This is a genomic window from Catenulispora rubra (assembly GCF_015356825.1).
GTDB classification, from domain to species: Bacteria; Actinomycetota; Actinomycetes; order Streptomycetales; family Catenulisporaceae; genus Catenulispora; species Catenulispora rubra.
Map to the genome: position 1 here is coordinate 1 of NZ_JAACYW010000096.1, position 21294 is coordinate 21294.

Annotated in this window: 26 protein-coding genes and 1 riboswitch; of the genes, 16 read left to right on the forward strand and 10 right to left on the reverse strand. The window is 70.7% G+C overall.

The features are described 5' to 3' along the window. Positions 1–973, reverse strand: a 973-nt coding sequence (locus GWK61_RS24930; RefSeq protein WP_194911820.1) for a serine/threonine-protein kinase, incomplete at its 3' end; no start/stop codon positions are given. 118 nt (positions 974–1091) lie between these two features. On the opposite strand from GWK61_RS24930, the gene GWK61_RS24935 reads away from it, so the two are divergent. Beyond that, positions 1092–1781, forward strand: a complete 690-nt coding sequence (locus GWK61_RS24935; RefSeq protein ID WP_194911821.1) for a class III extradiol ring-cleavage dioxygenase family protein — start codon at positions 1092–1094, stop codon at positions 1779–1781. 106 nt (positions 1782–1887) lie between these two features. On the opposite strand, the gene GWK61_RS24940 is transcribed toward GWK61_RS24935, so the two are convergent. Next, positions 1888–2343, reverse strand: coding sequence for an antitoxin (locus GWK61_RS24940; protein WP_194911822.1), 456 nt, complete (start codon positions 2341–2343; stop codon positions 1888–1890). Positions 2344–2501: 158 nt separating this feature from the next. Here GWK61_RS24940 and miaA point away from each other — a divergent pair, with 158 nt between their 5' ends. The 4 genes from miaA (at position 2502) to GWK61_RS24960 (ending at position 6330) form a co-directional block, all read left to right on the forward strand. Further along, positions 2502–3440, forward strand: coding sequence for a tRNA (adenosine(37)-N6)-dimethylallyltransferase MiaA (gene miaA, locus GWK61_RS24945; protein ID WP_194911823.1), 939 nt, complete (start codon positions 2502–2504; stop codon positions 3438–3440). Continuing rightward, positions 3437–4342 (forward strand): diaminopimelate epimerase, encoded by a 906-nt coding sequence (dapF, locus tag GWK61_RS24950; RefSeq protein WP_194911824.1) that lies wholly within the window; start codon positions 3437–3439, stop codon positions 4340–4342. The genes miaA and dapF overlap by 4 nt, the downstream gene beginning before the upstream one ends. A 1-nt stretch (position 4343) precedes the next feature. Further along, on the forward strand, positions 4344–5435 hold the full coding sequence (locus GWK61_RS24955) for a ferrochelatase (protein WP_194911826.1): 1092 nt from the start codon (positions 4344–4346) through the stop codon (positions 5433–5435). Between the two features lie 61 nt (positions 5436–5496). Continuing rightward, on the forward strand, positions 5497–6330 hold the full coding sequence (locus GWK61_RS24960; RefSeq protein ID WP_194911828.1) for an inositol monophosphatase family protein: 834 nt from the start codon (positions 5497–5499) through the stop codon (positions 6328–6330). 44 nt (positions 6331–6374) lie between these two features. Here GWK61_RS24960 and GWK61_RS24965 read toward each other — a convergent pair whose 3' ends face one another. After that, a complete protein-coding gene (locus tag GWK61_RS24965) occupies positions 6375–6557 on the reverse strand; it encodes a hypothetical protein (RefSeq protein ID WP_194911830.1) in 183 nt (60 codons plus the stop codon). Positions 6558–6750: 193 nt separating this feature from the next. Between GWK61_RS24965 and GWK61_RS24970 the strand changes: the two genes are divergently transcribed. The 4 genes from GWK61_RS24970 (at position 6751) to GWK61_RS24985 (ending at position 10265) form a co-directional block, all read left to right on the forward strand. Further along, the gene (locus GWK61_RS24970; RefSeq protein ID WP_194911832.1) at positions 6751–7407 is read left to right on the forward strand and encodes a response regulator transcription factor; all 657 of its coding nucleotides are present in this window, start codon (positions 6751–6753) and stop codon (positions 7405–7407) included. A gap of 29 nt (positions 7408–7436) precedes the next feature. Then, complete coding sequence (locus tag GWK61_RS24975; RefSeq protein WP_228562901.1) at positions 7437–8687, forward strand: sensor histidine kinase; 1251 nt, start codon at positions 7437–7439, stop codon at positions 8685–8687. 22 nt (positions 8688–8709) lie between these two features. After that, on the forward strand, positions 8710–9006 hold the full coding sequence (locus tag GWK61_RS24980) for an MTH1187 family thiamine-binding protein (RefSeq protein ID WP_194911836.1): 297 nt from the start codon (positions 8710–8712) through the stop codon (positions 9004–9006). A 341-nt stretch (positions 9007–9347) separates the two neighbouring features. Beyond that, on the forward strand, positions 9348–10265 hold the full coding sequence (locus GWK61_RS24985; protein ID WP_194911837.1) for a hypothetical protein: 918 nt from the start codon (positions 9348–9350) through the stop codon (positions 10263–10265). Positions 10266–10292: 27 nt separating this feature from the next. On the opposite strand, the gene GWK61_RS24990 is transcribed toward GWK61_RS24985, so the two are convergent. Further along, the gene (locus GWK61_RS24990; RefSeq protein WP_194911839.1) at positions 10293–10802 is read right to left on the reverse strand and encodes a flavoprotein; all 510 of its coding nucleotides are present in this window, start codon (positions 10800–10802) and stop codon (positions 10293–10295) included. 119 nt (positions 10803–10921) lie between these two features. Here GWK61_RS24990 and GWK61_RS24995 point away from each other — a divergent pair, with 119 nt between their 5' ends. Beyond that, positions 10922–12127, forward strand: a complete 1206-nt coding sequence (locus tag GWK61_RS24995) for a helix-turn-helix domain-containing protein (protein ID WP_194911840.1) — start codon at positions 10922–10924, stop codon at positions 12125–12127. Positions 12128–12203: 76 nt separating this feature from the next. Here GWK61_RS24995 and GWK61_RS25000 read toward each other — a convergent pair whose 3' ends face one another. Then, entirely contained in the window at positions 12204–12722 is a 519-nt protein-coding gene (locus tag GWK61_RS25000; RefSeq protein WP_194911842.1) for a gamma carbonic anhydrase family protein, read from the reverse strand. 342 nt (positions 12723–13064) lie between these two features. Here GWK61_RS25000 and GWK61_RS25005 point away from each other — a divergent pair, with 342 nt between their 5' ends. Beyond that, positions 13065–13358 (forward strand): DUF4193 domain-containing protein, encoded by a 294-nt coding sequence (locus tag GWK61_RS25005; protein WP_194911845.1) that lies wholly within the window; start codon positions 13065–13067, stop codon positions 13356–13358. Positions 13359–13614: 256 nt separating this feature from the next. On the opposite strand, the gene GWK61_RS25010 is transcribed toward GWK61_RS25005, so the two are convergent. Together GWK61_RS25010 and GWK61_RS25015 are read right to left on the reverse strand one after the other, a co-directional pair. Beyond that, on the reverse strand, positions 13615–14118 hold the full coding sequence (locus GWK61_RS25010) for a DUF3093 domain-containing protein (protein ID WP_194911847.1): 504 nt from the start codon (positions 14116–14118) through the stop codon (positions 13615–13617). A 34-nt stretch (positions 14119–14152) separates the two neighbouring features. Next, positions 14153–14380: a hypothetical protein gene (locus GWK61_RS25015; protein WP_194911848.1), complete on the reverse strand. Its 228-nt coding sequence runs from the start codon at positions 14378–14380 to the stop codon at positions 14153–14155. A gap of 200 nt (positions 14381–14580) precedes the next feature. On the opposite strand from GWK61_RS25015, the gene GWK61_RS25020 reads away from it, so the two are divergent. From GWK61_RS25020 to GWK61_RS25035, 4 genes are all read left to right on the forward strand, one after another. Continuing rightward, positions 14581–15120 carry a PaaI family thioesterase gene (locus GWK61_RS25020; protein WP_194911878.1) on the forward strand — a complete coding sequence of 180 codons (540 nt, stop codon included), beginning with the start codon at positions 14581–14583 and terminating at the stop codon, positions 15118–15120. Beyond that, positions 15120–15578: a dUTP diphosphatase gene (gene dut, locus GWK61_RS25025; protein WP_194911850.1), complete on the forward strand. Its 459-nt coding sequence runs from the start codon at positions 15120–15122 to the stop codon at positions 15576–15578. The genes GWK61_RS25020 and dut overlap by 1 nt, the downstream gene beginning before the upstream one ends. Before the next feature lie 232 nt (positions 15579–15810). Beyond that, positions 15811–16578, forward strand: a complete 768-nt coding sequence (locus GWK61_RS25030) for a DUF3710 domain-containing protein (protein ID WP_194911852.1) — start codon at positions 15811–15813, stop codon at positions 16576–16578. A gap of 143 nt (positions 16579–16721) precedes the next feature. Further along, entirely contained in the window at positions 16722–17534 is an 813-nt protein-coding gene (locus GWK61_RS25035; RefSeq protein ID WP_194911853.1) for a DUF3159 domain-containing protein, read from the forward strand. A gap of 35 nt (positions 17535–17569) precedes the next feature. Here GWK61_RS25035 and GWK61_RS25040 read toward each other — a convergent pair whose 3' ends face one another. The 3 genes from GWK61_RS25040 to GWK61_RS25050 all read right to left on the reverse strand — a co-directional run bounded on the left by GWK61_RS25040 (position 17570) and on the right by GWK61_RS25050 (position 19557). Then, positions 17570–18139, reverse strand: a complete 570-nt coding sequence (locus tag GWK61_RS25040) for a TetR/AcrR family transcriptional regulator (RefSeq protein ID WP_194911855.1) — start codon at positions 18137–18139, stop codon at positions 17570–17572. Between the two features lie 84 nt (positions 18140–18223). Then, positions 18224–18898, reverse strand: a complete 675-nt coding sequence (locus tag GWK61_RS25045; protein ID WP_194911857.1) for a potassium channel family protein — start codon at positions 18896–18898, stop codon at positions 18224–18226. Beyond that, positions 18898–19557, reverse strand: coding sequence for a potassium channel family protein (locus GWK61_RS25050; protein ID WP_194911859.1), 660 nt, complete (start codon positions 19555–19557; stop codon positions 18898–18900). Before GWK61_RS25050 ends, GWK61_RS25045 begins: the two co-directional genes overlap by 1 nt. 178 nt (positions 19558–19735) lie before the next feature. Here GWK61_RS25050 and GWK61_RS59750 point away from each other — a divergent pair, with 178 nt between their 5' ends. Continuing rightward, on the forward strand, positions 19736–21145 hold the full coding sequence (locus tag GWK61_RS59750; RefSeq protein WP_323747743.1) for a class I SAM-dependent RNA methyltransferase: 1410 nt from the start codon (positions 19736–19738) through the stop codon (positions 21143–21145). 2 nt (positions 21146–21147) lie between these two features. Further along, positions 21148–21277: riboswitch (ZMP/ZTP riboswitch) on the forward strand. Positions 21278–21294: the final 17 nt, after the last annotated feature.

The following is a 21294-nucleotide window of genomic DNA, read 5'->3' on the forward strand; positions in this document are numbered from 1 at the left end:
CCGCAGTCCCCGACCCCGGCGTGCTGCTGTCCCCGTTCGTCCCCGCGACCATCGTCGCCGGCACGACGAAGGGATTCGTCGCCCCGGGTATCCCCTCCAGCCGCGTCCCCGAGCCCGGCGTCGCCCCGCCCAGCCGCTCCAACTCCGGCCGCGCCCGCGCCGCGTCCCAGCGCGCCACGGGGTCCTTCGTCAGCAGTCCGCTGATCAGCGGCGCCAGTGCGGGCGCCCGCGTGACCGGCGCCGTCTCCTCGAACAGGATCGCGGTCAGCACGCCGACCGCCGTGTCCCGGCTGAACGGCGAGCGGCCCTCGGCGGCGAAGAACAGCGTGGCGCCGAGCGAGAACAGGTCGGAGGAACCGTTGCTGGCCTCGCCCCGCGCGCGCTCGGGCGCCACGAACTCCGGCGAGCCGACCAGGACGCCGGAGGCCGTCATCGTCAGGTCCGACTCCTGGACCGCGATGCCGAAGTCGGTGAGCAGCACCCGGCCGTCCGTGGTGAGCAGGACGTTCGCCGGCTTCACATCGCGGTGCAGGATCCCGGCCGCGTGGCTCGCCGTCAGCGCGTCCAGCACGCCCAGGCCGATCTTGGCGACCTGCTCCTGCGGCAGCGGCCCGTACTGCTCGACCGCCTGCATCAGGTTCTGCGAGGGGATCAGGTCCATGACGATCCACGGCATGCCCTGGTCGGACACCATGTCGTGGACGGAGACGATGTGCGGGTGGTTGCGCATGCGCGCGGCGTTGCGGGCCTCGCGCTGGGCGCGGGCCAGCCGGTCGGCGCGCTCGGCGTCCGAGAGCATCGGCGGCAGCCAGACCTCCTTGACGGCCACCTCGCAGTCCAGCGACTCGTCGTAGGCCTTCCAGACCCGCCCCATGCCGCCGGCCCCGAGCCGTTCGAGAAGCCGGTACCGCCCGGCCACCAGGATCCCCTCCGTGCCGTGGCTGTCTTCGGTTTTCTCTTGCTCCCCAGCCACGTTCTCTTGATCCCCAGCCACCGCTGGCCCCTCCGTAATCCGACTTTACGCAGACCAGTGTGGCAGCACCGGCCGGTAGCCGCGACCATGTGCCCCACCTGTGTCCTACCCTGGACGGGTGTTGATCGCCGCCGCTGTCGTGCCGCATCCCCCGGTCCTCGTGCCCGAGGTCGCGCAGGGTTTTTCCCCGGACCTCGACTCGTTGCGCGCCGCCTGCGGCACCGCGGTCGGCCGCCTGTACGCGGCCGGAGCCGACGAAGTGCTGATTGTAGGGGCCGGACCTCAGCAGGGTACCGAGGTCGTCTCGCGGGGGAGCTTCAGGGCCTACGGCGTCGATCTGGATGTCGACGGCCAGTGGGGTCCGGTCACGCAGGGCGCCGCACCGATGACGCTGCCGTTCCTGATCGCCGCCTGGCTGCTGCGCGACCGGCCGGCCGAGCCGGTACGGCGACCGGTGATGGTGGACGAACACAGCGGGGCGTCGCCCGCGATCGCCGGCGGGCGTCAAGCGATGCTGGTCCTGGGCGACGGAAGCGCCTCCCGCACCCCGCAGGCCCCCGGCCACTTCGACGAGCGCGCCGAAGCCTATGACGCGGCGGTCGCGCGGGCCCTGGGCACGGCCGACGCCGCGGCGCTCGCCGCCCTCGAACCCGGGCTGTCGCGCGAACTGCACGTCGCGGGGCTCCCGGCGTGGAGGGTCCTGGCCGCCGCGGCGACCGCGTCAGGAGTCGAATACGATGCCGACCTGATCTACGACCAGGCGCCTTACGGCGTCGGCTACTTCGTCGCCACCTGGCTCGCGCGCTGACCCGGACCTTTTAGATAGCAACGGCCGCGGCCACCATCGCTGGCGGCCGCGGCCGTGTTCCATCCCCCGCGACGGCGCCCGCCGCTGAACCGGCGCCGCAGGCGTGTCAGTCCAGCCGGTCCTTCGCCTGCTGGACTCCGGAGTCGATCTTCTCGTCGAAGCGGTTCCCGGTGGCGCCCTTGGCCATCTCGCCGGCCTTGTCGGCGCCCTGACCGACATTGTCCTTGATGCTCTGGGTCATCCCACCGCTGGAGGAGTCCTGGGTCGGGGCTCCGTCGTCGCCGGCGCCGGGAGCCGCCTCGCCGGTCGCCGCGACCGGCGCGCCTTCGGACACCATGTCGGCCGCCTCGCCCCCGACGCCGCCGGCGGCGTTCGCCGGGGCCTGGGCGGCGGGCCCGTCGGCCTCGTCACCCTTCTTCTTGTCCTTGTCCATCATGTCGGAGACCTTGTCCTTGGCCTGACCGGCCACGTCCCCGGCCTTGTCCCAGGCCTGCCCCGCCACGTCGCCCGCCTTGTCCGCGGCTTCGCTCACCTTGCTCTTGAAAACATCGAAGATGCCCATGTCGCCTGCGTTTCCTTCCGTGAACGGGGAACCTTCCCCCAAGTGGATCACGACACTGGTCACCTGTCGAGCCGAGTCTGTCACGGTGTGTGACAGTGCTCGGGTGCCTGGCCTGCGGGTCCGGGGCGGGATGGGAGAATCGGGGCCGTGAGCGCAGCATGAACACAGTCACAGCCTCAGTCACAGCCTCAGCCACAGTCCCGGTGATCGCCGTCGTCGGCCCGACCGCCTCCGGCAAGTCCGACCTCGGGGTCGCGCTGGCCGAGGCGCTGCACGGCGAGGTGGTCAACGCCGACTCGATGCAGCTGTACCAGGGCATGGACGTGGGCACCGCGAAGCTGACCGCGGCCGAGCGCCACGGCGTGCCGCACCACCTGCTCGACGTCTGGCCGGTGACCCGCACCGCGAACGTCGCGGAGTACCAGACCCTGGCGCGGGTCGAGGCGGACCGGCTGATCGCCCGGGACCGTCCGCCGGTCTTCGTCGGCGGCTCCGGCCTGTACCTGCGCGGTGCCCTGGACGAGTTCGAGTTCCCCGGCACCGACGGCCTGATCCGCGAGCGCCTGGAGGCCGAACTCGCCGAGGTCGGCCCGTTCGTCCTGCACCAGCGGCTGAAGGAGCGGGATCCGCAGGCGGCCGAGACGATCCTGCCCTCGAACGGCCGGCGCGTCGTGCGCGCGCTGGAGGTGATCGAGCTGACCGGCGGCCGGTTCACCGCGACGCTGCCCGAGCACACCGACCACTATCCGCGCACCGTGCACGTCGGCCTGGACGTCGACCGCCCCGCGCTGGACGAGCGCATCGCGCTGCGCGTGGACCGCATGTGGGACGCCGGGTTCGTGCAGGAGGTGCGGGACCTGGAGGCGCAGGGCCTGCGCGACGGCCTCACCGCGAGCCGCGCGCTCGGCTATGCCCAGGTCCTGCGATTCCTGGCGGGGGAGTGCACCGAGGAGCAGGCCAAGGAGGAGACGATCCGCGCCACCAAGCGGTTCGCGCGGCGGCAGGACTCCTGGTTCCGCCGGGACCCGCGCGTGCACTGGTTGCGATACGACCGGTCCGACCTGGTGGAGGCCGCACTCGATAGGATCGGAGCATGATCCTCGACGGCCTGCCGGCCCACACCCCGCTGACCAAGGGGCACGGCACCGAGAACGACTTCGTCATCGTCCCGGACCCGGACGGCACCCTGTCGGAACAGATCACGCCCGCGCTGGTCGCGGCGCTGTGCGACCGGCGGGCCGGGATCGGCGCGGACGGTGTGCTGCGTGTGGTCCGCACGGAGCGGTTTCTGGAACAAGAGCCGCTGCCCGGTTACGAAGACTTGGCGGCGGAGGCGGAGTTCTTCATGGACTACCGCAACGGCGACGGCAGCGTGGCCGAGATGTGCGGGAACGGAGTCCGCGTCTTCGCACTGTTCCTCACTGCGCGCGGCTACGTTAAGGGCGGCGCTTTAGGGGAGCCGGTGGAGTTCGCCGTGGGGACGCGCGGCGGAATCAAGCGAGTGACGCTGAAGGCAACCGGTGAGAACACCGCAGACGTCACCGTCGATATGGGTGTCCCGGTGTTCCCCACAGAGCGCGGCGCCGTGACGGTCGACGTGAAGGGAACGCCTAAGTCGGCCGTGGATGTGGACATGGGGAATCCGCACGCTGTCGTCTTCGTGGACTCCACAGACGATGCCGGACCCCTCTATGAGATGCCCACAGTTCTCCCTACAGGGATCTACGCAGAGGGCGTCAACGTGGAGTTCGCCGCAGATGTCTCTCCGCACCACCTCGCTATGCGCGTCTACGAACGCGGCGTCGGCGAGACCCGCTCCTGCGGCACCGGAGCCTGCGCGGTGATGATCGCCGCCGCGCGCCGCGACGCCGCGGAAGCCGGAACCGAGTACACCGTTGACGTCCCCGGCGGCCGGCTGCGCTTCGTCGAGCGCGCCGACGGCCACCTGGAGATGACCGGCCCGGCGGCGCTGGTCTTCGACATCATGGAGTCCCGCTGACATGTCGAACACCGCTCCGTACGACGCTCTGCTCCTGCTGTCCTTCGGCGGTCCCGAAGGACCGGACGACGTGGTGCCCTTCCTGGAGAACGTGACCCGCGGCCGCGGCATCCCGCCGGAGCGGCTGAAGGAGGTCGGCGCCCACTACTTCGAGTTCGGCGGCGTGAGTCCGATCAACCAGCAGTGCCGCGACCTGATCGCCGCGCTGCGCCAGGACTTCGCCGAGACCGGACTGAAGCTGCCGATCTACTGGGGCAACCGGAACTGGACGCCGTTCCTCGCCGACACCCTGGCCGAGATGGCGGCCGACGGCGTGCGGCGCGCGCTCGTGGTGTTCACCAGCGCGTACTCCTCCTACTCCGGCTGCCGGCAGTACCGCGAGGACCTGGCGCGCGCCCTGGAGCAGTCCGGCACGTCGATCCAGTTCGACAAGATCCGGCCGTACTTCAATGACCCCGGGTTCGTGGAGCCGATGGCCGACGCCGTCGCGGCAGCGGTCGCCGGACTCCCCGAGAGCGCGCGCCTGGCGCCGCGTCTGGTGTTCGTCACGCACTCTCTGCCGCGCACGTACGCCGAGACCTCGGGTCCGATCGGCGGCGCGTACGTCTCCCAGCACCTGGAAGTCGCGCGCCTCGTGGCCGAGGGCGTCAGCCGCCGCACCGGCCTGGTGCTGCCGCACGAACTCGTCTTCTGCTCGCGCAGCGGCCCGCCGCAGACGCCGTGGCTGGAGCCGGACGTCAACGACCACCTGCGCGACATCAAGGCGCAGGGCGCCACCGGCGCGGTGCTCGCCCCGATCGGCTTCGTGTCCGACCACATGGAGGTCATCTACGACCTCGACACGCAGGCCGCCGAGACCGCGCAGGAGATCGGGCTGCCGGCGGCGCGCGCCGCCACGGTCGGCACCGACCCGCGCTTCGTGGCCGCGCTGCGGCGCCTGGTGCTGGAGCGGGCGGCGGTGGCGCGCGGGGACAGCGAGGGCGACTCGCTGTCGAACGTGGTCGGCCGGCTGCGGGCGTTCCCGGACGTGTGCCCCCTGAACTGCTGCCCGAATCCGCGCGCGCCGCTCCCGGCGGTGGCGGGGGAGGACTGAGTACTCCCTGTACTCCCTCGCTGCGCACCACGCACCGAACCCAGGAAGGCCCTGCCCACTCATGTCTGAGAACGCCGATTCCCCCAATCCCAAGGACCTGCTGGAACTGGCGGTGCGGCTGGCCGCCGAAGCGGGACGCCTCCTGGTCCAGGAGCGTCCGCGCGACCTCGGTGTGGCCGACACCAAGTCCAGCCCCACCGACATCGTCACCGTCATGGATCAGCGTTCGGAGAAGCTGATCGTCGAGGGCATCCTCGCCGAGCGCCCCGACGACGGCATCCTCGGCGAGGAGGGCTCGGACCACGAGGGCACCTCCGGGGTGCGCTGGGTGATCGATCCCATCGACGGCACTGTGAACTACCTCTATGAGATCCCCCTGTGGGGCGTCTCCATCGGCGTGGAGGTCGACGGCGAGACGGTCGCCGGGGTGGTCGAGATCCCGATGCTGCGCGAGACCTTCACCGCTCTGCGCGGGCACGGCGCCTACCGCAACGGTCAGGCGATCCGTGCGTTCAGTGCGCAGTCCGAGGGGAAGCCGGTCCCGATGGACCGCGCGCTGATCGCGACGGGCTTCGGGTACGCGGCCCAGCGGCGTGCGGTGCAGGGCGCGATCGTCGCCGACCTTCTTCCGAAGGTGCGGGACATCCGGCGCGGCGGCTCCGCGGCGCTCGACCTGTGCTCGGTGGCGTGCGGGCGCGTGGACGGCTACTTCGAGCGCGGCGCCAAGCCGTGGGACCTGTCGGCCGGCGCGCTGATCGCGCAGGAGGCCGGCGCCAAGGTCGGGGGACTACACGGAGCGGCCGCCTCCGACGAGATGACGGTGGCGGCCGCTGACGGGCTGTTCGAGGCGCTGTGCGGTTTTCTCGAAGGACACGACGCGGCGCGGGACTCCTGAGGGGTTGAGGGTGTGAGTCCCCGCCTTCCTGCCGGGGTATCCGGTCAGGCGGCGCGGGGGAGGTCGTCGCGGACCTCCACGTGGTGGTTCGCGGCGATCCGGAGCAGGTTGTCCAACTCGGCCTGTTCCACCTGGACCGCGTACGCGTCCTCGGCGATCATCGCACCTTGCAGGCGGGACTTCGTCTCGCGGATACGCTGGGTCAGGCCGGTGACGAATTCGAGCATGGTCTCTCTCCTGCGGGGGTGACGCTAGGGGGCTTCGTGCCTTCTGCCCGCCATTTTCAGCAGGGAAACTTTGGATCACCTGAGAAAACCCTGTGATCATGAGACGTTTCTCACTTACTCGGTGTTTACGCGATGACCAGGCATGATGACCTCAGGACCGAAGATTGCTTGCCGTACTTAGGGAGAGCGCGCTGTGCGGGTGCTGGTCGTTGAGGACGAGCAGGTGCTGGCCGACGCCGTGGCCACCGGGCTGCGCCGGGATTCCATGGCCGTGGACGTCGTCTACGACGGCGACGCCGCGCTGGAACGTATAGCCGTCAACGACTACGACGTGGTCGTGCTGGACCGCGACCTGCCGCTGGTGCACGGCGACGACGTCTGCCGGCACATCGTGCACAGCGGCCTGTCGACCAGGGTCTTGATGCTGACGGCGGCCGGCGACGTCGCGGACCGGGTCGAGGGGCTGACCCTCGGCGCCGACGACTATCTCTCCAAACCCTTTGCGTTTCCGGAGCTTATAGCGCGCATCCGCGCTCTGGGCCGCCGCGCGGTCCCCGCGCTGCCGCCGGTGCTGGAGCGCGCGGGGATCCGCGTGGACCCGAGCCGGCGAGAGGTGTTGCGCGACGGTCGGCTGGTGCCGCTGTCGCCTAAGGAGTTCGCGGTACTGGAGGTGCTCATGCGTGCCGATGGTGCTGCTGTGAGTTCTGAGCAGTTGCTGGAGAAGGCCTGGGACGAGAACGCCGATCCGTTCACGAACGTGGTGCGCGTGACGGTGATGACCCTGCGACGCAAGCTCGGTGAGCCGCCGGTGGTGTTGACAGTCCCGGGCGCCGGATACCGGATTCCGTGATGCAGGACGTTCAAGGAATACAAGGCCTGATGGCGGGCGACGCGGGAGCAGTCGACAGCACCTACGGCGGCGAGGCCGGACCGGCGCCGGAGCTTCCCCGCGGCGGGCGCCGCGGGCTCACCATCCGGCTGCGGATGACCATCGCCTACGGCGCGGCGGTGTTCGTCACCGGCGCGGTGCTGATCTACACGGCCTACTCGCTGTTCCGGTGGCGCCTGTCGCACATGAACCAGAACCTGGCCGACCCTCCGGGGTGCCCGGAGCCGAACCCCAGGAAGTTTCCGGGGCAGGCGGCGTACTGCAACTCCGTGCGGAACAAGGAGATCCTCAGTCAGATCGACAAGCCGTTGATCGTCGTGCTGCTGGTCTCCGCCGTGGTGGCGGTCCTGATCGGCTACTTCCTGGCCGGTCGGTTCCTGCGGCCGATCAACCAGATCACGCGCACCGCGCGCCGGGTCGCCAGCCGTCCGGACCGCGCCCTGCACGCCCGCATCGACATGGACGGCCCGCAGGACGACGAGCTCGTCACCCTGGCGCAGACCTTCGACGGCATGCTGGACCGGCTGGACCACGCTTTCGAGGGCCAGCGGCGGTTCGTCGGCAACGCCTCGCACGAGCTGCGCACCCCGCTGGCGATCAACCGCACGCTGCTCGAAGTGACGCTGATGGACCCCGACGCCTCCGAGCAGACCCGGCAGCTGTGCCACACGCTGCTGGCCACCAACGAGCGCAGCGAGCGCATGATCGAGGGCCTGCTGCTGCTGGCGAGGGCGGACAACGAGCCGACCAACCGGGAGGACATCGACCTCGCGGAGGTGGCGTACCGGTCGGTGACGCAGTGCGAGATGGAGGCGGCCGAGCGGCACGTCGCGATCCGCACGTCGCTGCAGCCGGCGCCGGTCTCCGGCGACGGGATCCTGATCGAGCGGATCGCGATGAACCTGATCCAGAACGCGCTGCGCCACAACATCGGCGCCGGCGGCTGGGTGGACGTGCTCAGCTACGACCGCTCGCACGACGTCCCCGGCCACGGTCTGCTGGTGGTCGCGAACACCGGCCCGGAGGTGCCGCCCTACGCGGTGGAGACGCTGTTCGAGCCGTTCAAGCGCGGCTCGCAGCCCTCGGGCGCCTCCGCGGCGCGCGACCCGAAGGACAAGGGCGTCGGGCTGGGGCTGTCGATAGTGCGCTCCGTGGTGCGGGCGCACGGCGGCCGGGTCGCCGCCGAGCCGCGGCCCGGCGGCGGGCTCATCGTGCGGGTGTGGCTGCCGGTGCGGGTGTGACCGCGCGGCCTAAGATCGAGGCATGATTATCGCGTTCTCTGTGACTCCGATCGGTGTCGGCGAAGGCGTCAGCGAGTATGTGGCTGACGCGGTGCGGGTGGTGCGCGAGAGCGGCCTGCCCAACTCCACCGACGCGATGTTCACGAGCATCGAGGGCGAGTGGGACGAGGTGATGGCGGTGGTGAAGGCCGCCGTGGACGCGGTGGCCGCCAAGGCGCCGCGGGTGAGCGTGGTGCTGAAGGCGGACATCCGGGCCGGCGTCACCGATGGCCTGACGGCGAAGGTGGCCGCGGTCGAGGCGAAGCTCGCCGAGGGCTGATTCGCTGGGGATGCGCTGGCGGTGCGCCGGGATGCACTAGCGGCGCACTGACTGTGCGTCGCTGACGCGCGATGGTGCCCCGGCGGCGTGCCGAAGATAGGCCGGGGGATACGCCAGAGGTGGGCCGGAGACGCGCTGGAGGTGCCCCGGCGATGTGCTGGCGGCGGGCCGGAGATGCGCCGGGGATGCGCGGGCGCTGCGCCGGTGGTCGGCCACAGATCGGCGGAATACTCCGATCCGGTGGTCTTTGAGCGTGGCGGCGCCGGCTCCGCCTCGCGAACGGGTGACTGTGCGGAGCGGCATTTTCCCTATATGTCCGCTTCGGCGCGATGATCGGCAGTGTGCTGAATCACCTTCACCCCATCCCGCGCCGGGTCCGGCGGGCCGTCGTCGCCGCGGTGGCCGCGGCCCTGGCGTTCGTCGGCATCGCAGGTCCCGCCGACGCGCACGTGCGGCTCTCGCACCAGGTCGACATCACGGCCGTGGAGCCGCTGACCTACGACGTCGACACGCACGGCGCCCTGGCCGCCGGCGTCGTCCACCTCCGGTTCGAGAACCACGGCTCCGATCTGCACCAGGCGCAGCTGTTCCGGCTCAACGACGGTGTCACGTTCGCGCAGTGGCAGGCGGACATCCACGGCCCGAACGCGAACGCGGCGCTGTTCGCGGACGGCGTGCCGGCCGGCGGCGCGAACCCCGTCGTCCCGCCGCACGGCCGGCAGGACGTGTGGGACGTCCTGCAGGGCGGCACCTACGTCGTGACCTGCTTCGTGCCCGGCCCGGGCGGCGTGCCGCACATCTTCCTGGGCATGTACAAGTCCTTCGACGTGCAGGGCACGGTGCCGGAGTGGGCCGCGGCCGACGACCGGGAGGCCGCGGAGTCGTCCTTCGTGATCCGGGGCCACGACCTGACCTACACGATGCCGCGGTACCTGGTGCACGGCACCGTGGTCCGGTTCGAGGACACCGACGCCACCGACTACCACGAGGTCAACCTCGGCCGGCTGCTGCCGGGCAAGACGGTCGACGACGCGAAGGCGTGGTTCGTCGCCTCCTCCGCGACGCCGCCGGTGGACCCGGGTCCGCCGCCGTTCGTCTTCGAGGGCGGGCACGGGGCCGTGGCGCCGGGGCACGGCGGCTGGTTCAAGGTCCAGGCCGACCCGGGGCGCTACATCGCCTTCTGCCTGGTGCCGGACGACAAGACCGGGCTGCCGCACGCGGCCATGGGGATGGTCGTCGGGCTGACGGTCCTCGGTTGATCCTGTGTGATCCTCTCGGCGGCTTCCTCAGTCCGTGAGGAGTTCCGCCATGGCGTTGCGCAGTTGCCCCCAAGGGAACTGCGCAACGCCGTCTTCCGGCTGGATGAAGCGGACGCCGCTCTCGAAGAGCAACTGCGCGTGGCCGTCGAACGCCGGGTGCTTCTGCAGCTCGTCCTTGGCCCACACCGTCGCCGCGATGGGAAGGCCCGCGCCCAGGTTCTCGTTGAGGATTCCCAGGACCAGGGTGTCGGAGATGCCCAGGGCCCACTTGTTGAGGGTGTTGAACGTCGCCGGCGCGACCATGATCGCGTCCGGTGACGGCAGCACGTCCGGTTCCCCGGGCTGGCGCTGCTCCACGCGGACCGGATAGCCGGTCGCGATCGAGACCGCCGCGGGGTCCAGGAAACGCTCTCCGGCCGGCGTGCACAGCACGCACACGGTCCAGCCGTCGGCCTGCAGGCCCGGCACCGCCTCGGGGTGGGACAACAGCTCGGCCGCGGGCGGGGCGCCGCAGGCGACGAGGTAGAGCACTGGCACAGGGAACCTCCCGGCTCGTCGGGGACATTCTGTCGTCCGTACGCGAACGCCACGGCGCCGGGGCGGACGATGGACCCGCATTCGGGATGTTCCTCATTGACCGCATTGTGAGGCCTGGCATGGTGACCTACGAGCAGGAACCCGACGGCGGGCGGATCCGCCGGCTGCGCAGACGCGCCGGCCTGACGCAGTCCGAGTTCGGACAGCTCATGGGTCGGTCCCAGGGCTGGGTGTCGGGCATCGAGAACGGCGACCTGGAGCTCGATTCGGTGACCCTGATCGTACGCGCCGCGAGTGTCCTGAAGGTCTATCCCAACGAAATCACCGGCCGCCCCTACGACCCCGGCACCCCCGCCGAGGACCGCGGGCACCGCGCGATCCCCGCCATCCGGCGCGTGGTCTCGCGGCACGACCTCCCGCCGGACTGGCCGGTGGAACCGCGGTCGCGCCGGGAGCTGGAGGCCGCGGTGGAGCACCTGGCGGTGCTGCGCATGGCGGCGCGCTACGCCGACCTCGGGGAGGCCGCGCCGAACCTCATCCGGGAGATCCACGCGGCGGCCTACGTGGCCCCGGCAGGCGAGGAATCGGAGCGATTACACGGCCTCCTCGCGCGCGCTTACAAGGAAGCCGACACGGTCGCCCACGAACTGGGCTACGACGACCTCTCCACGCTCACCACAGAGCGTTTCCGCGCCGCGGCGGACCGCGCCGGGGACCCGTGCCTGTCAGCGGTCTTCGACTACCTCCGGGTGCGCGATCTGTGGGCCGCTGACCTGTGGCCCGACGCGCTGGACCTGATCGACGGCGCGATCGGTTTCGTCGGCGAACCGCGCCAGAAGGAGCAGGCGTCGGTGTGGGGCTCGCTCCAACTCCGCGCGGCGATCACCGCGGCGCTGTCGTCCAAGGAGGACGAGGCCTGGCAGCGGATCCGCCTGGCCGACGAGACCGCGCACCGCCTCGGCGAGGGGTACGACCCGTACAAGCTCGCCTTCTGCCCGGCCAACGTCGAACTGCACAAGCTCGCCGTGGCCGTGGAGATCCGGGATGGGGCGCGCGCCGTCGCGCTGGCGTCCCAGACCAGGATGCCGGCGAACTTCCCGGCCTCCCGCCGCGGCCGCTTCCACCTGGACGCCGCCCGCGGCTGGATCTACTACGGCGGCTACGACCAGGCGCTGGACGAGATCGAGCGGGCCGAGCGCATCGCACCGCTGCTGGTGCGCAACAACCCGGTCGCGAAGGCCGCCGTGCGCTCGCTGCTGAGCCACGAGCGGCGCAGCCAGCGGGAGCGGCTGCGGCGCATGGCGGGGCGGATGCACATCTCTTGAAGCGGTTTCGGGAGCGCGTCCAGGGAGAAGGCGCGCAGCGGGTCGCTCTATGAGCGCGGGATGACCATCCGCCCTGTCAGTCGATGCGCCGCAGTTCCTCGCGGTACCGCTTCCCGTTGGCCACGTACCGGGCGACCGCGTCGTCGAAACTGCCCGGGGGCACCGCGTTCTCGCGGATCTTCGCCGGGACGCCGAGGGCCATGGCGCCGGAGGGGACTTCCACGTTGTTGCTCACGACAGCGTTCGCCCCCACCAGCGCCCCTTTGCGCACCACGGCCCGGTGCAGCACCACGGAACCCGATCCGATCAGACAGCCGTCCTCCACCACGCACCCCTCCAGATGGGCGATGTGACCAACGACACAGTCCGATCCGATCACTGTGGGCAAGGTCTCAGTGGCGTGCACCACCGTGCCGTCCTGAATCGACGTACGGTCGCCCACGGTGATCCGTCCGTAGTCGCCGCGCAGTACCGCACCAGGCCATACTGTGCTGCCGGCACCGACGCTGACCTGGCCGATGACGGTCGCGTCCGGGTGGATGTAGGCCTCGGGGTGGATTTCCGGCACTGCGTCGCCGATTGCGTAGACGGCCATGGTTCGTCATCCTTCCTGGGCGTGGCTGCTGTGATGTCCGGAACGAAACGGGACGAGATGGGACGCACGGGGCCGCGGGTCAGCCCTCCGGATCACCTGTTCGGGTCTGTTCCGGGGTGTCGATTGCGTAACGGGTCTTGAAGTACGGCACAATCTGCGCTTCAGCGGGCACAATTGCGCTCCTTTCCGCGTTACTGCGCTGACGGCGAAACGCCGACGGCGCCCGAGCGCAGACGGTAGCGCACCGCTTGTGCCGGCCGCGTCGGGGCGCCACCGCCGTCGCCGCACTGAACACAGCACCAACACGACGACGAAACAGCCGTCAGGGGAGAGGGATCAACAATGGCTACCGACTACGACACACCGCGCAAGACCGACGACGACCTCAACGAGGACAGCCTGGAGGAGTTGAAGGCCCGCCGCACCGACAAGGCTGCGGGCCTGGCCGACCTGGACGAGGGCGACAACGAGTCGCTCGAACTCCCCGGCGCTGATCTGTCCAACGAGGAACTGTCGGTGCGAGTGCTGCCACGGCAGGCGGACGAGTTCACGTGCACCAGCTGCTTCCTGGTGCACCACCGCAGCCAGCTCGCGCGTGAGAAGGGCAACGAGATGATCTGCAAGGACTGCGCCTGACCGCGTCGTCGCGAGGTAGTCTCTGCGCCCCTGGGCCCCGCGTTCGCGGGGCCTTTACCTTTGTGGCGCCTAATATGGGCTCTGAGAGGGCTCTACGGGCTCTGCGGAGCCCGTAGCGGACGGTCTGGAGGCTCCATCGGGGAGAGGGCCTCGCCCAGGATCTGTGCCGGACCCGGCGCGGGTCAAGGAATGCCGACGGAAGTTGCTGCGAACGGGCGAGTAACGCGTGGGGGGTCGGTGAGCCCGGCCGCGGACCTCAGCGTGCGGAGAGCACCTTCACGAGCTTTTCCGGCCGCCGCGTCGACAGGTACAGGTACGGCGTCGGGTCCTCGGGGTCTGTGACGTCCACCTTTACGGCGGTACTCACGTAGCCGCGTAACAACATGAACGCGCGCGCGTCGGCTTCTGTGGTCCGCAGCCGTCGTGCTGCCTCGGCGTCCAGGGCGGTGGCAGCCCCGAGCGCCGTGAGGGGCAGACGTGCCGGGCCGGCTTCCAGGAACCCGTCGTGGACGCGCACTCCGACGCGTCCGTAGGCGACGACCAGCGCACCGCACAGTGCCGCCGTGACGATCGCCGCCGCCAGGGCCGCGGCCGGGTTCACGCGGAGAAAGACGAGCCCGCCCATGATGCCGGCCATCGCGGTGACCGCCCACCAGCCGGCGGGCGCGGTGAGGTGCTCCTCGAAAGTGCCGGCCTTGGTGCTGACCTCAGAGCCGACCTCAGAGCCGACCTCAGTGCTGGCCTTGGCCTTGTCTGCCATGCCGACAATCTCCCACATCCTTCTGAGGAGACCGTCACCGGTCCTGGACCGCCCCCTCCCTTCCGGCGCCGGCCGCGTCCCATCCGGGGATCTCGGTGATGGAATCCGGCTCCACATCCCACTCCCGGCCGCCGCCGGGCGGGCGGAGCCAGGCCCGGGCCCGGGTGTAGGCCATCAGTCGGCCGATCCGGCCGCCGGCGTCGCGGACGAGGGCGCCGATCTCCGGGAGGTCGTCCGTTTCAGGGCTCTTCATGGACTTCATACCCAGGAAGGTAGGACGCGGCCGCGACCTGGATATCAGCCACGGTGATACGAGACGGATACGGAGGGTGTCCGCCGGGGGCCACGGTCGGCCTCCCGTCCGGGTGTGAGCGTGGCCACGCCGATCAGACGCGCCGCGGTCGTGCCGGTAGATTCCTCATCGTGAGACCTGCCTCCACGACTCCGCCGGCCGACGCTGTGATGCCGGACAAGCACCCGAACGCCCCCGCACCGGGAACCAAGCTCGGCTCGCACTACTCGCGCTGCTTCGGCTGCGGCGACGACGCGCTGGGCGGCCTGCGGGTGTCCTCGACGGTCGGCGAGGGACTGAGCGTCACCACCGAGTTCACCGTCACCGACAACCACCAGGGCGCACCGGGCCTGGCCCACGGCGGCCTGCTCGCCCTCGCCTTCGACGAGGCGCTGGGCGCCGTGAACTGGCTGATCGGCGCGATCGCCGTCACCGGCCGCCTGGAGACCGACTACCTGCTGCCGGTCCCGGTCGGGACCACGCTGCACATCACCGCGCAGTGCGACGGCATCTCCGGCCGCAAGATCTACACCTCGGCCGTCGGCCGCCTGGACGGGCCCGAGGGCGAGGTCGCGGTCCGGGCGACCGCGATCTTCATCCGGGTCGAGGTCGACCACTTCCTGAACAACGGCCGCCTGGAGGACGTGCAGGAGGCCATGCACGACCCCGAGCAGCTCCGGGCGGCGCGCGCTTTCGAGGTCAACCCGTAGTGCCCGGGGTCGACGTCCTCATCCGGCGGCTCGACGACGCCCTGCCGCTGCCCTCGTACGCCCATCCGGGGGACGCCGGGGCCGATCTGCTGACCACCGTGGACGCCACCCTGGCCCCCGGCGAGCGGGCCGTGCTGCCCACCGGCGTGGCCATCGCGCTGCCCGACGGCTACGCCGCCTTCGTGCACCCGCGCTCGGGCCTGGCCGCGCGCTGCGGGGTCGCGCTGGTCAACGCCCCGGGCACGGTGGACGCCGGGTACCGCGGCGAGATCAAGGTCATCCTGGTGAACCTGGACCCGGTGCACCCGGTGACGCTCAAGCGGGGCGACCGGGTGGCGCAGCTTGTAGTACAAAGGGTCGAGAGGGCGGTCTTCCACGAGGTCGCCGAACTCCCGGGCTCGCATCGCGGTGAGGGTGGTTTCGGTTCGACGGGCACGGCTGCGGGAACACCTGCCTAGGTTCTGTTAGTTCAATGGATACAGATCCCGTGCGTTCCCGGGGAGAGGCCGAGTGACGGTACTCTCACCGAGGTCTCGCGTGACGACCGTGCACCAAACCGGCCCTGGAGTGGGCCGGGGTAGAACCGTGTCCGTCGGCGTGGCCTTGCCGGCCCTGGCGGCCGGGGCGGGTGGCGCCCCGTGGAGTAGAGCGTTGCGTCTCAGGGCGCAGAGATAGAGAGAGTGGGAAGCCGTGGTTTTCCGACGCGGACAGAAGGGCGACGCGGACCGCCGCGACAAAGTGAGCGAGGCGGACGCCTACGGCGACCTGAGCGAGATCAAGGACGAGGAGCGCAAGATCAGCCTCGCCGACGTCTCGCGGGCTGCGGGCCCCTGGGACTTCAACGAGGTCGAGGACCCCAAGGCCGGCCGTGTCGACCTCGGCGCGCTCCTGGTGCCGGCCGTGGAGGGCATGGAACTGCGGCTGGAGATGGCCGACGCCGAGCAGGTGATCGCGGCCACGGTCGTGGCCCGGCAGTCCGCGGTGCAGCTGCAGGCGTTCGCCGCGCCGCGCAGCGAGGGCATCTGGGCCGAGGTCCGCGCGGAGATCGCTCTGGAGATCTCCAAGCAGGGCGGCACCGTCGACGAGCGCGAGGGACCCTTCGGCATCGAGCTGCGGGCCCAGGTGCCGGTGCAGGCGCCGGACGGCAGCCGCGGCATCCAGCTGGTCCGCTTCATCGGCGTGGACGGCCCGCGGTGGTTCCTGCGCGGCGTGGTCTCCGGGCAGGGCGCGGTGCAGCCCAAGGAGGCCCTGGACATAGAGCACGTGTTCCGCGACACCGTGGTCAGCCGCGGCAACTCCCCGATGGCCCCGCGCGACCCGATCCCGCTGCGGATGCCCGCCGAGGCGCAGCAGGCCATGCAGCAGCAGGCCGCGCCGGAGGACGCCGAGGGCAACCAGTACACGCAGGGCGACCTGGACCCGTTCCAGCGCGGGCCGGAGATTACCGAGCGGCGGTAGACAGAGCTCACCGAGCGGCGATAGGCGGAGCTCACCGCGTGGCGGTAATCCGGGCTTATCGGGCGGCGGCAATCCGCTCCCCGGAGTGATTGGTGGGCCGAGCAGTCCTGTTCGGTACAGCTCGGCCCGCTACAGTTCGCAGTATGTCCTTGGAGAGCGGCCAGCGTGCCGAACCGATGAGCCGGCCCCGGCACGCGGCGCCGGGCACCGAGGTCCTGGCCGGCGACGGAGCCCTCAGCCAGGCCGAGCGGGACGCGCAGGCCAAGCAGGCCGAGACCAAGGCCTATGAGGACGCCGTCAAGAAGGCGTTCGGCGGCAAGATGGGGATGGCCGACGCCGGGCTCCCGGCGATCTGCTTCCTGATCGTCTACACCGCGACCAACCACCTCAACCCCGCGGTCATCGGCTCGGTGGCCGTGGCGCTGGTGATGTTCGTCATCCGGCTGCTGCGCAAGGAGACCCTGCAGCACGCGCTGTCCGGCCTGTTCGGCGTCATCGTGTGCGCGGCGTTCGCGAAGTTCTCCGGTCATGCGCAGAACTACTACCTGCCGGGCATCCTGATCAACCTCGGCTCGTTCCTGCTCTTCTCGATCACCGCGCTGGTGCGCTGGCCGATCGCGGGCCTGATGATCGGCCCGATCACCGGCGAGATGACCACCTGGCGCCAGGTGCCGGGACGGCTGAAGGCGTTCACCAAGGCCACGTGGCTGCTGGCCGGGCTGTTCGCGGTGAAGCTGGCGGTGCAGGTGCCGCTGTACCTGACGCACCACACGACGGCGCTCGGCGTGGCCCGGCTCGCGCTGGGTTACCCGCCGTACCTCGCGTGCCTGTACATCGCGTGGCAGTGGATCAAGAACGCGCCGCCGCCGGTGATGCCGGTGACCGACGAGGACGAGGACGAGTCCGACGGCGGGGCGGCTGCGGAGACCGCGGGAATGACCGCGGCAGAGCAATAGCTCGCCAACGCTTAAGCGAACCGCACAGGGAGTCCCTACGCAGGGGCTCCCTTTTCGCGCACCCCCACGCGCATCCCCTCCACGAGGACCGCGGCGATCTGGGTCCCGACAACGTCGGAGTCCACCTGCGGCCGCTCCGGGTCGCGGGCCAGCCGCAGTCCCGCCGACAGCGCGCCGAACAGTGCGTGGCGCAGGACGTCGGAGGCCACGTCGCCGCGGAGTTCGCCGGCCGCCTGGCCGTCCTCGATCAGCTCGTCGACGCGGGCGACGAGGCCGTCGACGTCCTGGGTGTGCGGAGTCTGCAACACGATCGGGTAGTCGGCGCCGATCCTGGCCAGCTCCCGGATCAGGCGCGCCAGCGTCGCGGCCGCGCCGTCGCCGGCGGCCCGCGCGTGGCCGAGGGCCGCCGCGAACTCCTTGGCCGCCTCGTGGCCGATCGCCTCGACCAGCGCCACCCTGGTCGGGTAGCAGCCGTAGACGGTCGGGCGGGCCAGCTGGGCCTCGTCGGCGACCTGCTGCATGCTCGCCGCCGGATCGTCGGCCAGGACGCGGGCCGCGGCCAGGAGGATCCGCCGGTGGGGAGCGCCCAGTTGGTGTGGTTCCATCTCATTTGCCACCGTACAGAAGCAAAGGTCCGCAGGAGCGAACTCCTGCGGACCTTTACGTGTACATCGCTATAGCGTTTCCGCTCAGGACGCGGGCGCCGCAGCGGGGGAGAGCAGTTCCTCGAGTTCTTCCTCGCGGTCCACATGCGCCACGAACAGCAGCTCGTCCAGCGCCGCCAGCGGCTCCTCGGCCGTCGGGATCAGCACCCGGCCGCCGCGGATGATGGTCACCAGCGCGGTGTCCTCGGGCCAGTCGACCTCGCCGACCGTGACGCCGACCAGCGCGGTGTCCTTCGGCAGGGTCAGCTCGACCAGGTTCGCGTCGCCCTGGCTGAAGCGGAGCAGGCGCACCAGGTCGCCGACCGAGACCGCCTCCTCGACCAGCGCCGAGAGCAGGCGCGGGGTGGAGACGGCGACGTCCACGCCCCACTTCTCGTCGAACATCCACTCGTTCTTGGGGTGGTTGATGCGCGCCACCACGCGCGGCACCCCGTACTCGGTCTTGGCCAGCAGCGACACGACCAGGTTGGCCTTGTCGTCGCCGGTGGCCGCGACCACCACGTTGCAGCGCTGCAGGGCCGCCTCGTCCAGCGAGGAGATCTCGCAGGCGTCGGCCAGCAGCCACTCGGCCGTCGGCAGGCCCTCCACGGCGATCCGCGACGGGTCGCGGTCGATCAGCAGGACCTCGTGGCCGTTCTCCAGCAGCTCCTTGGCGATGGAGTTGCCGACGTTGCCGGCTCCGGCGATTGCGACACGCATCAGGCGCCCGGTCCCTTCGCGAAAGCTTCCTCGACCCGGGCGACGTCCGCCGGGTGCACCATGACCTGGACCAGGTCGCCGTCCTGCAGGACGGTGTCGGAGGCGGGCAGCACGGCCTCGCCGAGCCGGGTCAGGAACGCCACCCGCTGGCCGGTGGAGTCCTCCAGCTTGACCACCCGGTGGCCCATCCACGCCGGCGAGGTGTGCACCTCGACCAGCGCCACCTGGCCGCTGGGGTCGCGCCAGATCTCGGTGGAGCCGGTGGGCAGCAGCCGGCGCAGCATCTGGTCGGCGGTCCAGCGCACGGTGGCCACCGTGGGGATGCCCAGGCGCTGGTATATCTCCGCGCGGCGCGGGTCGTAGATGCGCGCGCAGACGTTCTCCACGCCGAAGTTCTCGCGGGCCACCCGCGCGGCGATGATGTTCGAGTTGTCGCCGCTGGACACCGCCGCGAAGGCGCCGGCGTCCCCTATCCCCGCCTCGGCGAGGGTGTCGCGGTCGAATCCGGCCCCGGTCACCCGGCGGCCGCCGAAGTGCGGGCTGAGCCTGCGGAAGGCCCCGGGGTCCTGATCGATGACCGCGACCGTGTGGCCGAGATCCTCCAGGCTGTGCGCCAGGGTGGAGCCCACCCGGCCGCACCCCATGATGACGACGTGCACGTTCGACCCTCTCGGGAGACTTCGGACGACGGATTTTCGATGTTCGTAACTCGACGGTACTACGGGGCGTGAGCCCCTGTTTCCGGGCCTCGATGTCCGGCGGCGGTCCTGCTTGCCGGAACCCCCGGGAATCAATCATCGCGCGGTGAGCGGACCCGACTACCCCTAGGCTGGCGATGTGAAACGACCTGCTGACCGCCGCACCGCCGCTCCCGCCGCCCCCGAACGCCGTTCCGGAGGTCACGGCGGCGCCCGCCGCGCCTCCGTGGAGCGCGGTCCCGGCGACGCGGTCGGGACCCGGATCGAGGTCGAGGTCGGGGCGCCCGGACACGGCGGTTTCTGCGTCGCGCGGCACGAGGGGCGTGCGGTGTTCGTGCGGCACGCGCTGCCCGGCGAGCGGGTGGTCGCGGAGGTGACCGAGGGGGACTCCAAGGACTCGTTCTGGCGCGCCGACGCGGTCGAGGTCCTGGAGGCCTCCGAGGACCGCGTGGAGGCGCCGTGCGAGTACGCGGGGCCGGGCCTGTGCGGCGGCTGCGACTGGCAGCACGCGAGCTACGAGGCGCAGCTGCGGATCAAGGGCGAGGTCGTCGCCGAGCAGCTGCGGCGGCTGGCGAAGCTGGAGCGCGAGGTCGTCGTCGAGGAGGTCGCCTCGCCGTTCGGCTGGCGGACCCGGGTGCAGTTCGCGGTGGATCCCGAGGGGAGCCTGGGATTCCGCAAGCACCGCTCCCATGAGGTGGTCCCTGTTGAGGAGTGCGCTATTGCGTCCTCCGGTGTGGACGAGGTCGGCGCTCTGCAGAGGAACTGGCCGGGCATGGAGACGGTCGAGGTGATCGCCGCGACGGGCTCCGCGGACCGGGCTCTGGTGGTCACGCCCAAGCGCGGCGAGCAGATGCCCTATGTGGATGCTGACGTAAAGGTGTCCGTTCTCCGGGGCGTCTCCAGGAACACGCACATCTCCGGTGTGCAGCGCATCCATGGACGTCCTTATGTACGCGAGGTCGCCGAGGGCCGCACCTGGCGGGTCAGCGGAAGCGGCTTCTGGCAGGTGCACCCGGCGGCTCCGGATGTCCTGACGGAAGCGGTTCTGGACTTTCTGAAGCCGCGCGCGGGTGAGTCCGCGTTGGACCTTTACTGCGGTGTCGGCTTGTTCGCGGTGCCGCTGGCGGAGGCGGTCGGCGAGGACGGCACCGTGCTGGCCGTGGAGCTGGACCGGCAGGCGGTCAAGGACGCCGCGCACAACCTCGGGTTCGTGGAGGACGAAGAGGAGAGCACGGAGTTCCCGTGGGTGGACCTCGTGGAAGGCTCTGTGGACGAGGTCCTCGCCGACGACAGTTATGCGCCGGACAGCGCCGACCTCGTGGTCCTGGACCCGCCGCGCGCCGGCGCCGGACGTGACGTCTGCGCCCGGATCGCCGCTCTGGCGCCGCGTGCCGTGGCCTACGTGGCCTGTGACCCGGCTGCCCTGGCGCGGGACGTCGCCTATTTCGCGGACGCCGGCTATGAGTTGACGAACCTGCGCGCCTTCGATCTGTTCCCCATGACTCGGCATGTGGAATGCGTGGCGCTCTTGGAACCCGCGCAGCGATAGCATCTACCCATCGCGACTGGCGCAGAACGCACGCTTTTCTCCGGGGATGTCTCCGGGGCGGAGGGTGTGGAGGTGGAAGCGACCACCGGGAAGCGATCGATGTAGCGGGCACCGCGCGCCTGGGTGTCCTTCCGGACGATGACGCCCGA

What these genes read in the sequence shown, in the direction of transcription:
- GWK61_RS24940 (WP_194911822.1), bottom strand. Translation starts at nt 2,343, where the DNA reads ATGGGCATCTTCGATGTTTTCAAGAGCAAGGTGAGCGAAGCCGCGGAC.
- miaA (WP_194911823.1), top strand. Translation starts at nt 2,502, where the DNA reads ATGAACACAGTCACAGCCTCAGTCACAGCCTCAGCCACAGTCCCGGTG.
- dapF (WP_194911824.1), top strand. Translation starts at nt 3,437, where the DNA reads ATGATCCTCGACGGCCTGCCGGCCCACACCCCGCTGACCAAGGGGCAC.
- GWK61_RS24955 (WP_194911826.1), top strand. Translation starts at nt 4,344, where the DNA reads ATGTCGAACACCGCTCCGTACGACGCTCTGCTCCTGCTGTCCTTCGGC.
- GWK61_RS24960 (WP_194911828.1), top strand. Translation starts at nt 5,497, where the DNA reads ATGTCTGAGAACGCCGATTCCCCCAATCCCAAGGACCTGCTGGAACTG.
- GWK61_RS24965 (WP_194911830.1), bottom strand. Translation starts at nt 6,557, where the DNA reads ATGCTCGAATTCGTCACCGGCCTGACCCAGCGTATCCGCGAGACGAAG.
- GWK61_RS24975 (WP_228562901.1), top strand. Translation starts at nt 7,437, where the DNA reads ATGGCGGGCGACGCGGGAGCAGTCGACAGCACCTACGGCGGCGAGGCC.
- GWK61_RS24980 (WP_194911836.1), top strand. Translation starts at nt 8,710, where the DNA reads ATGATTATCGCGTTCTCTGTGACTCCGATCGGTGTCGGCGAAGGCGTC.
- GWK61_RS24995 (WP_194911840.1), top strand. Translation starts at nt 10,922, where the DNA reads ATGGTGACCTACGAGCAGGAACCCGACGGCGGGCGGATCCGCCGGCTG.
- GWK61_RS25000 (WP_194911842.1), bottom strand. Translation starts at nt 12,722, where the DNA reads ATGGCCGTCTACGCAATCGGCGACGCAGTGCCGGAAATCCACCCCGAG.
- GWK61_RS25005 (WP_194911845.1), top strand. Translation starts at nt 13,065, where the DNA reads ATGGCTACCGACTACGACACACCGCGCAAGACCGACGACGACCTCAAC.
- GWK61_RS25010 (WP_194911847.1), bottom strand. Translation starts at nt 14,118, where the DNA reads ATGGCAGACAAGGCCAAGGCCAGCACTGAGGTCGGCTCTGAGGTCGGC.
- GWK61_RS25015 (WP_194911848.1), bottom strand. Translation starts at nt 14,380, where the DNA reads ATGAAGTCCATGAAGAGCCCTGAAACGGACGACCTCCCGGAGATCGGC.
- GWK61_RS25020 (WP_194911878.1), top strand. Translation starts at nt 14,581, where the DNA reads ATGCCGGACAAGCACCCGAACGCCCCCGCACCGGGAACCAAGCTCGGC.
- GWK61_RS25035 (WP_194911853.1), top strand. Translation starts at nt 16,722, where the DNA reads ATGTCCTTGGAGAGCGGCCAGCGTGCCGAACCGATGAGCCGGCCCCGG.
- GWK61_RS25040 (WP_194911855.1), bottom strand. Translation starts at nt 18,139, where the DNA reads ATGGAACCACACCAACTGGGCGCTCCCCACCGGCGGATCCTCCTGGCC.
- GWK61_RS25045 (WP_194911857.1), bottom strand. Translation starts at nt 18,898, where the DNA reads ATGCGTGTCGCAATCGCCGGAGCCGGCAACGTCGGCAACTCCATCGCC.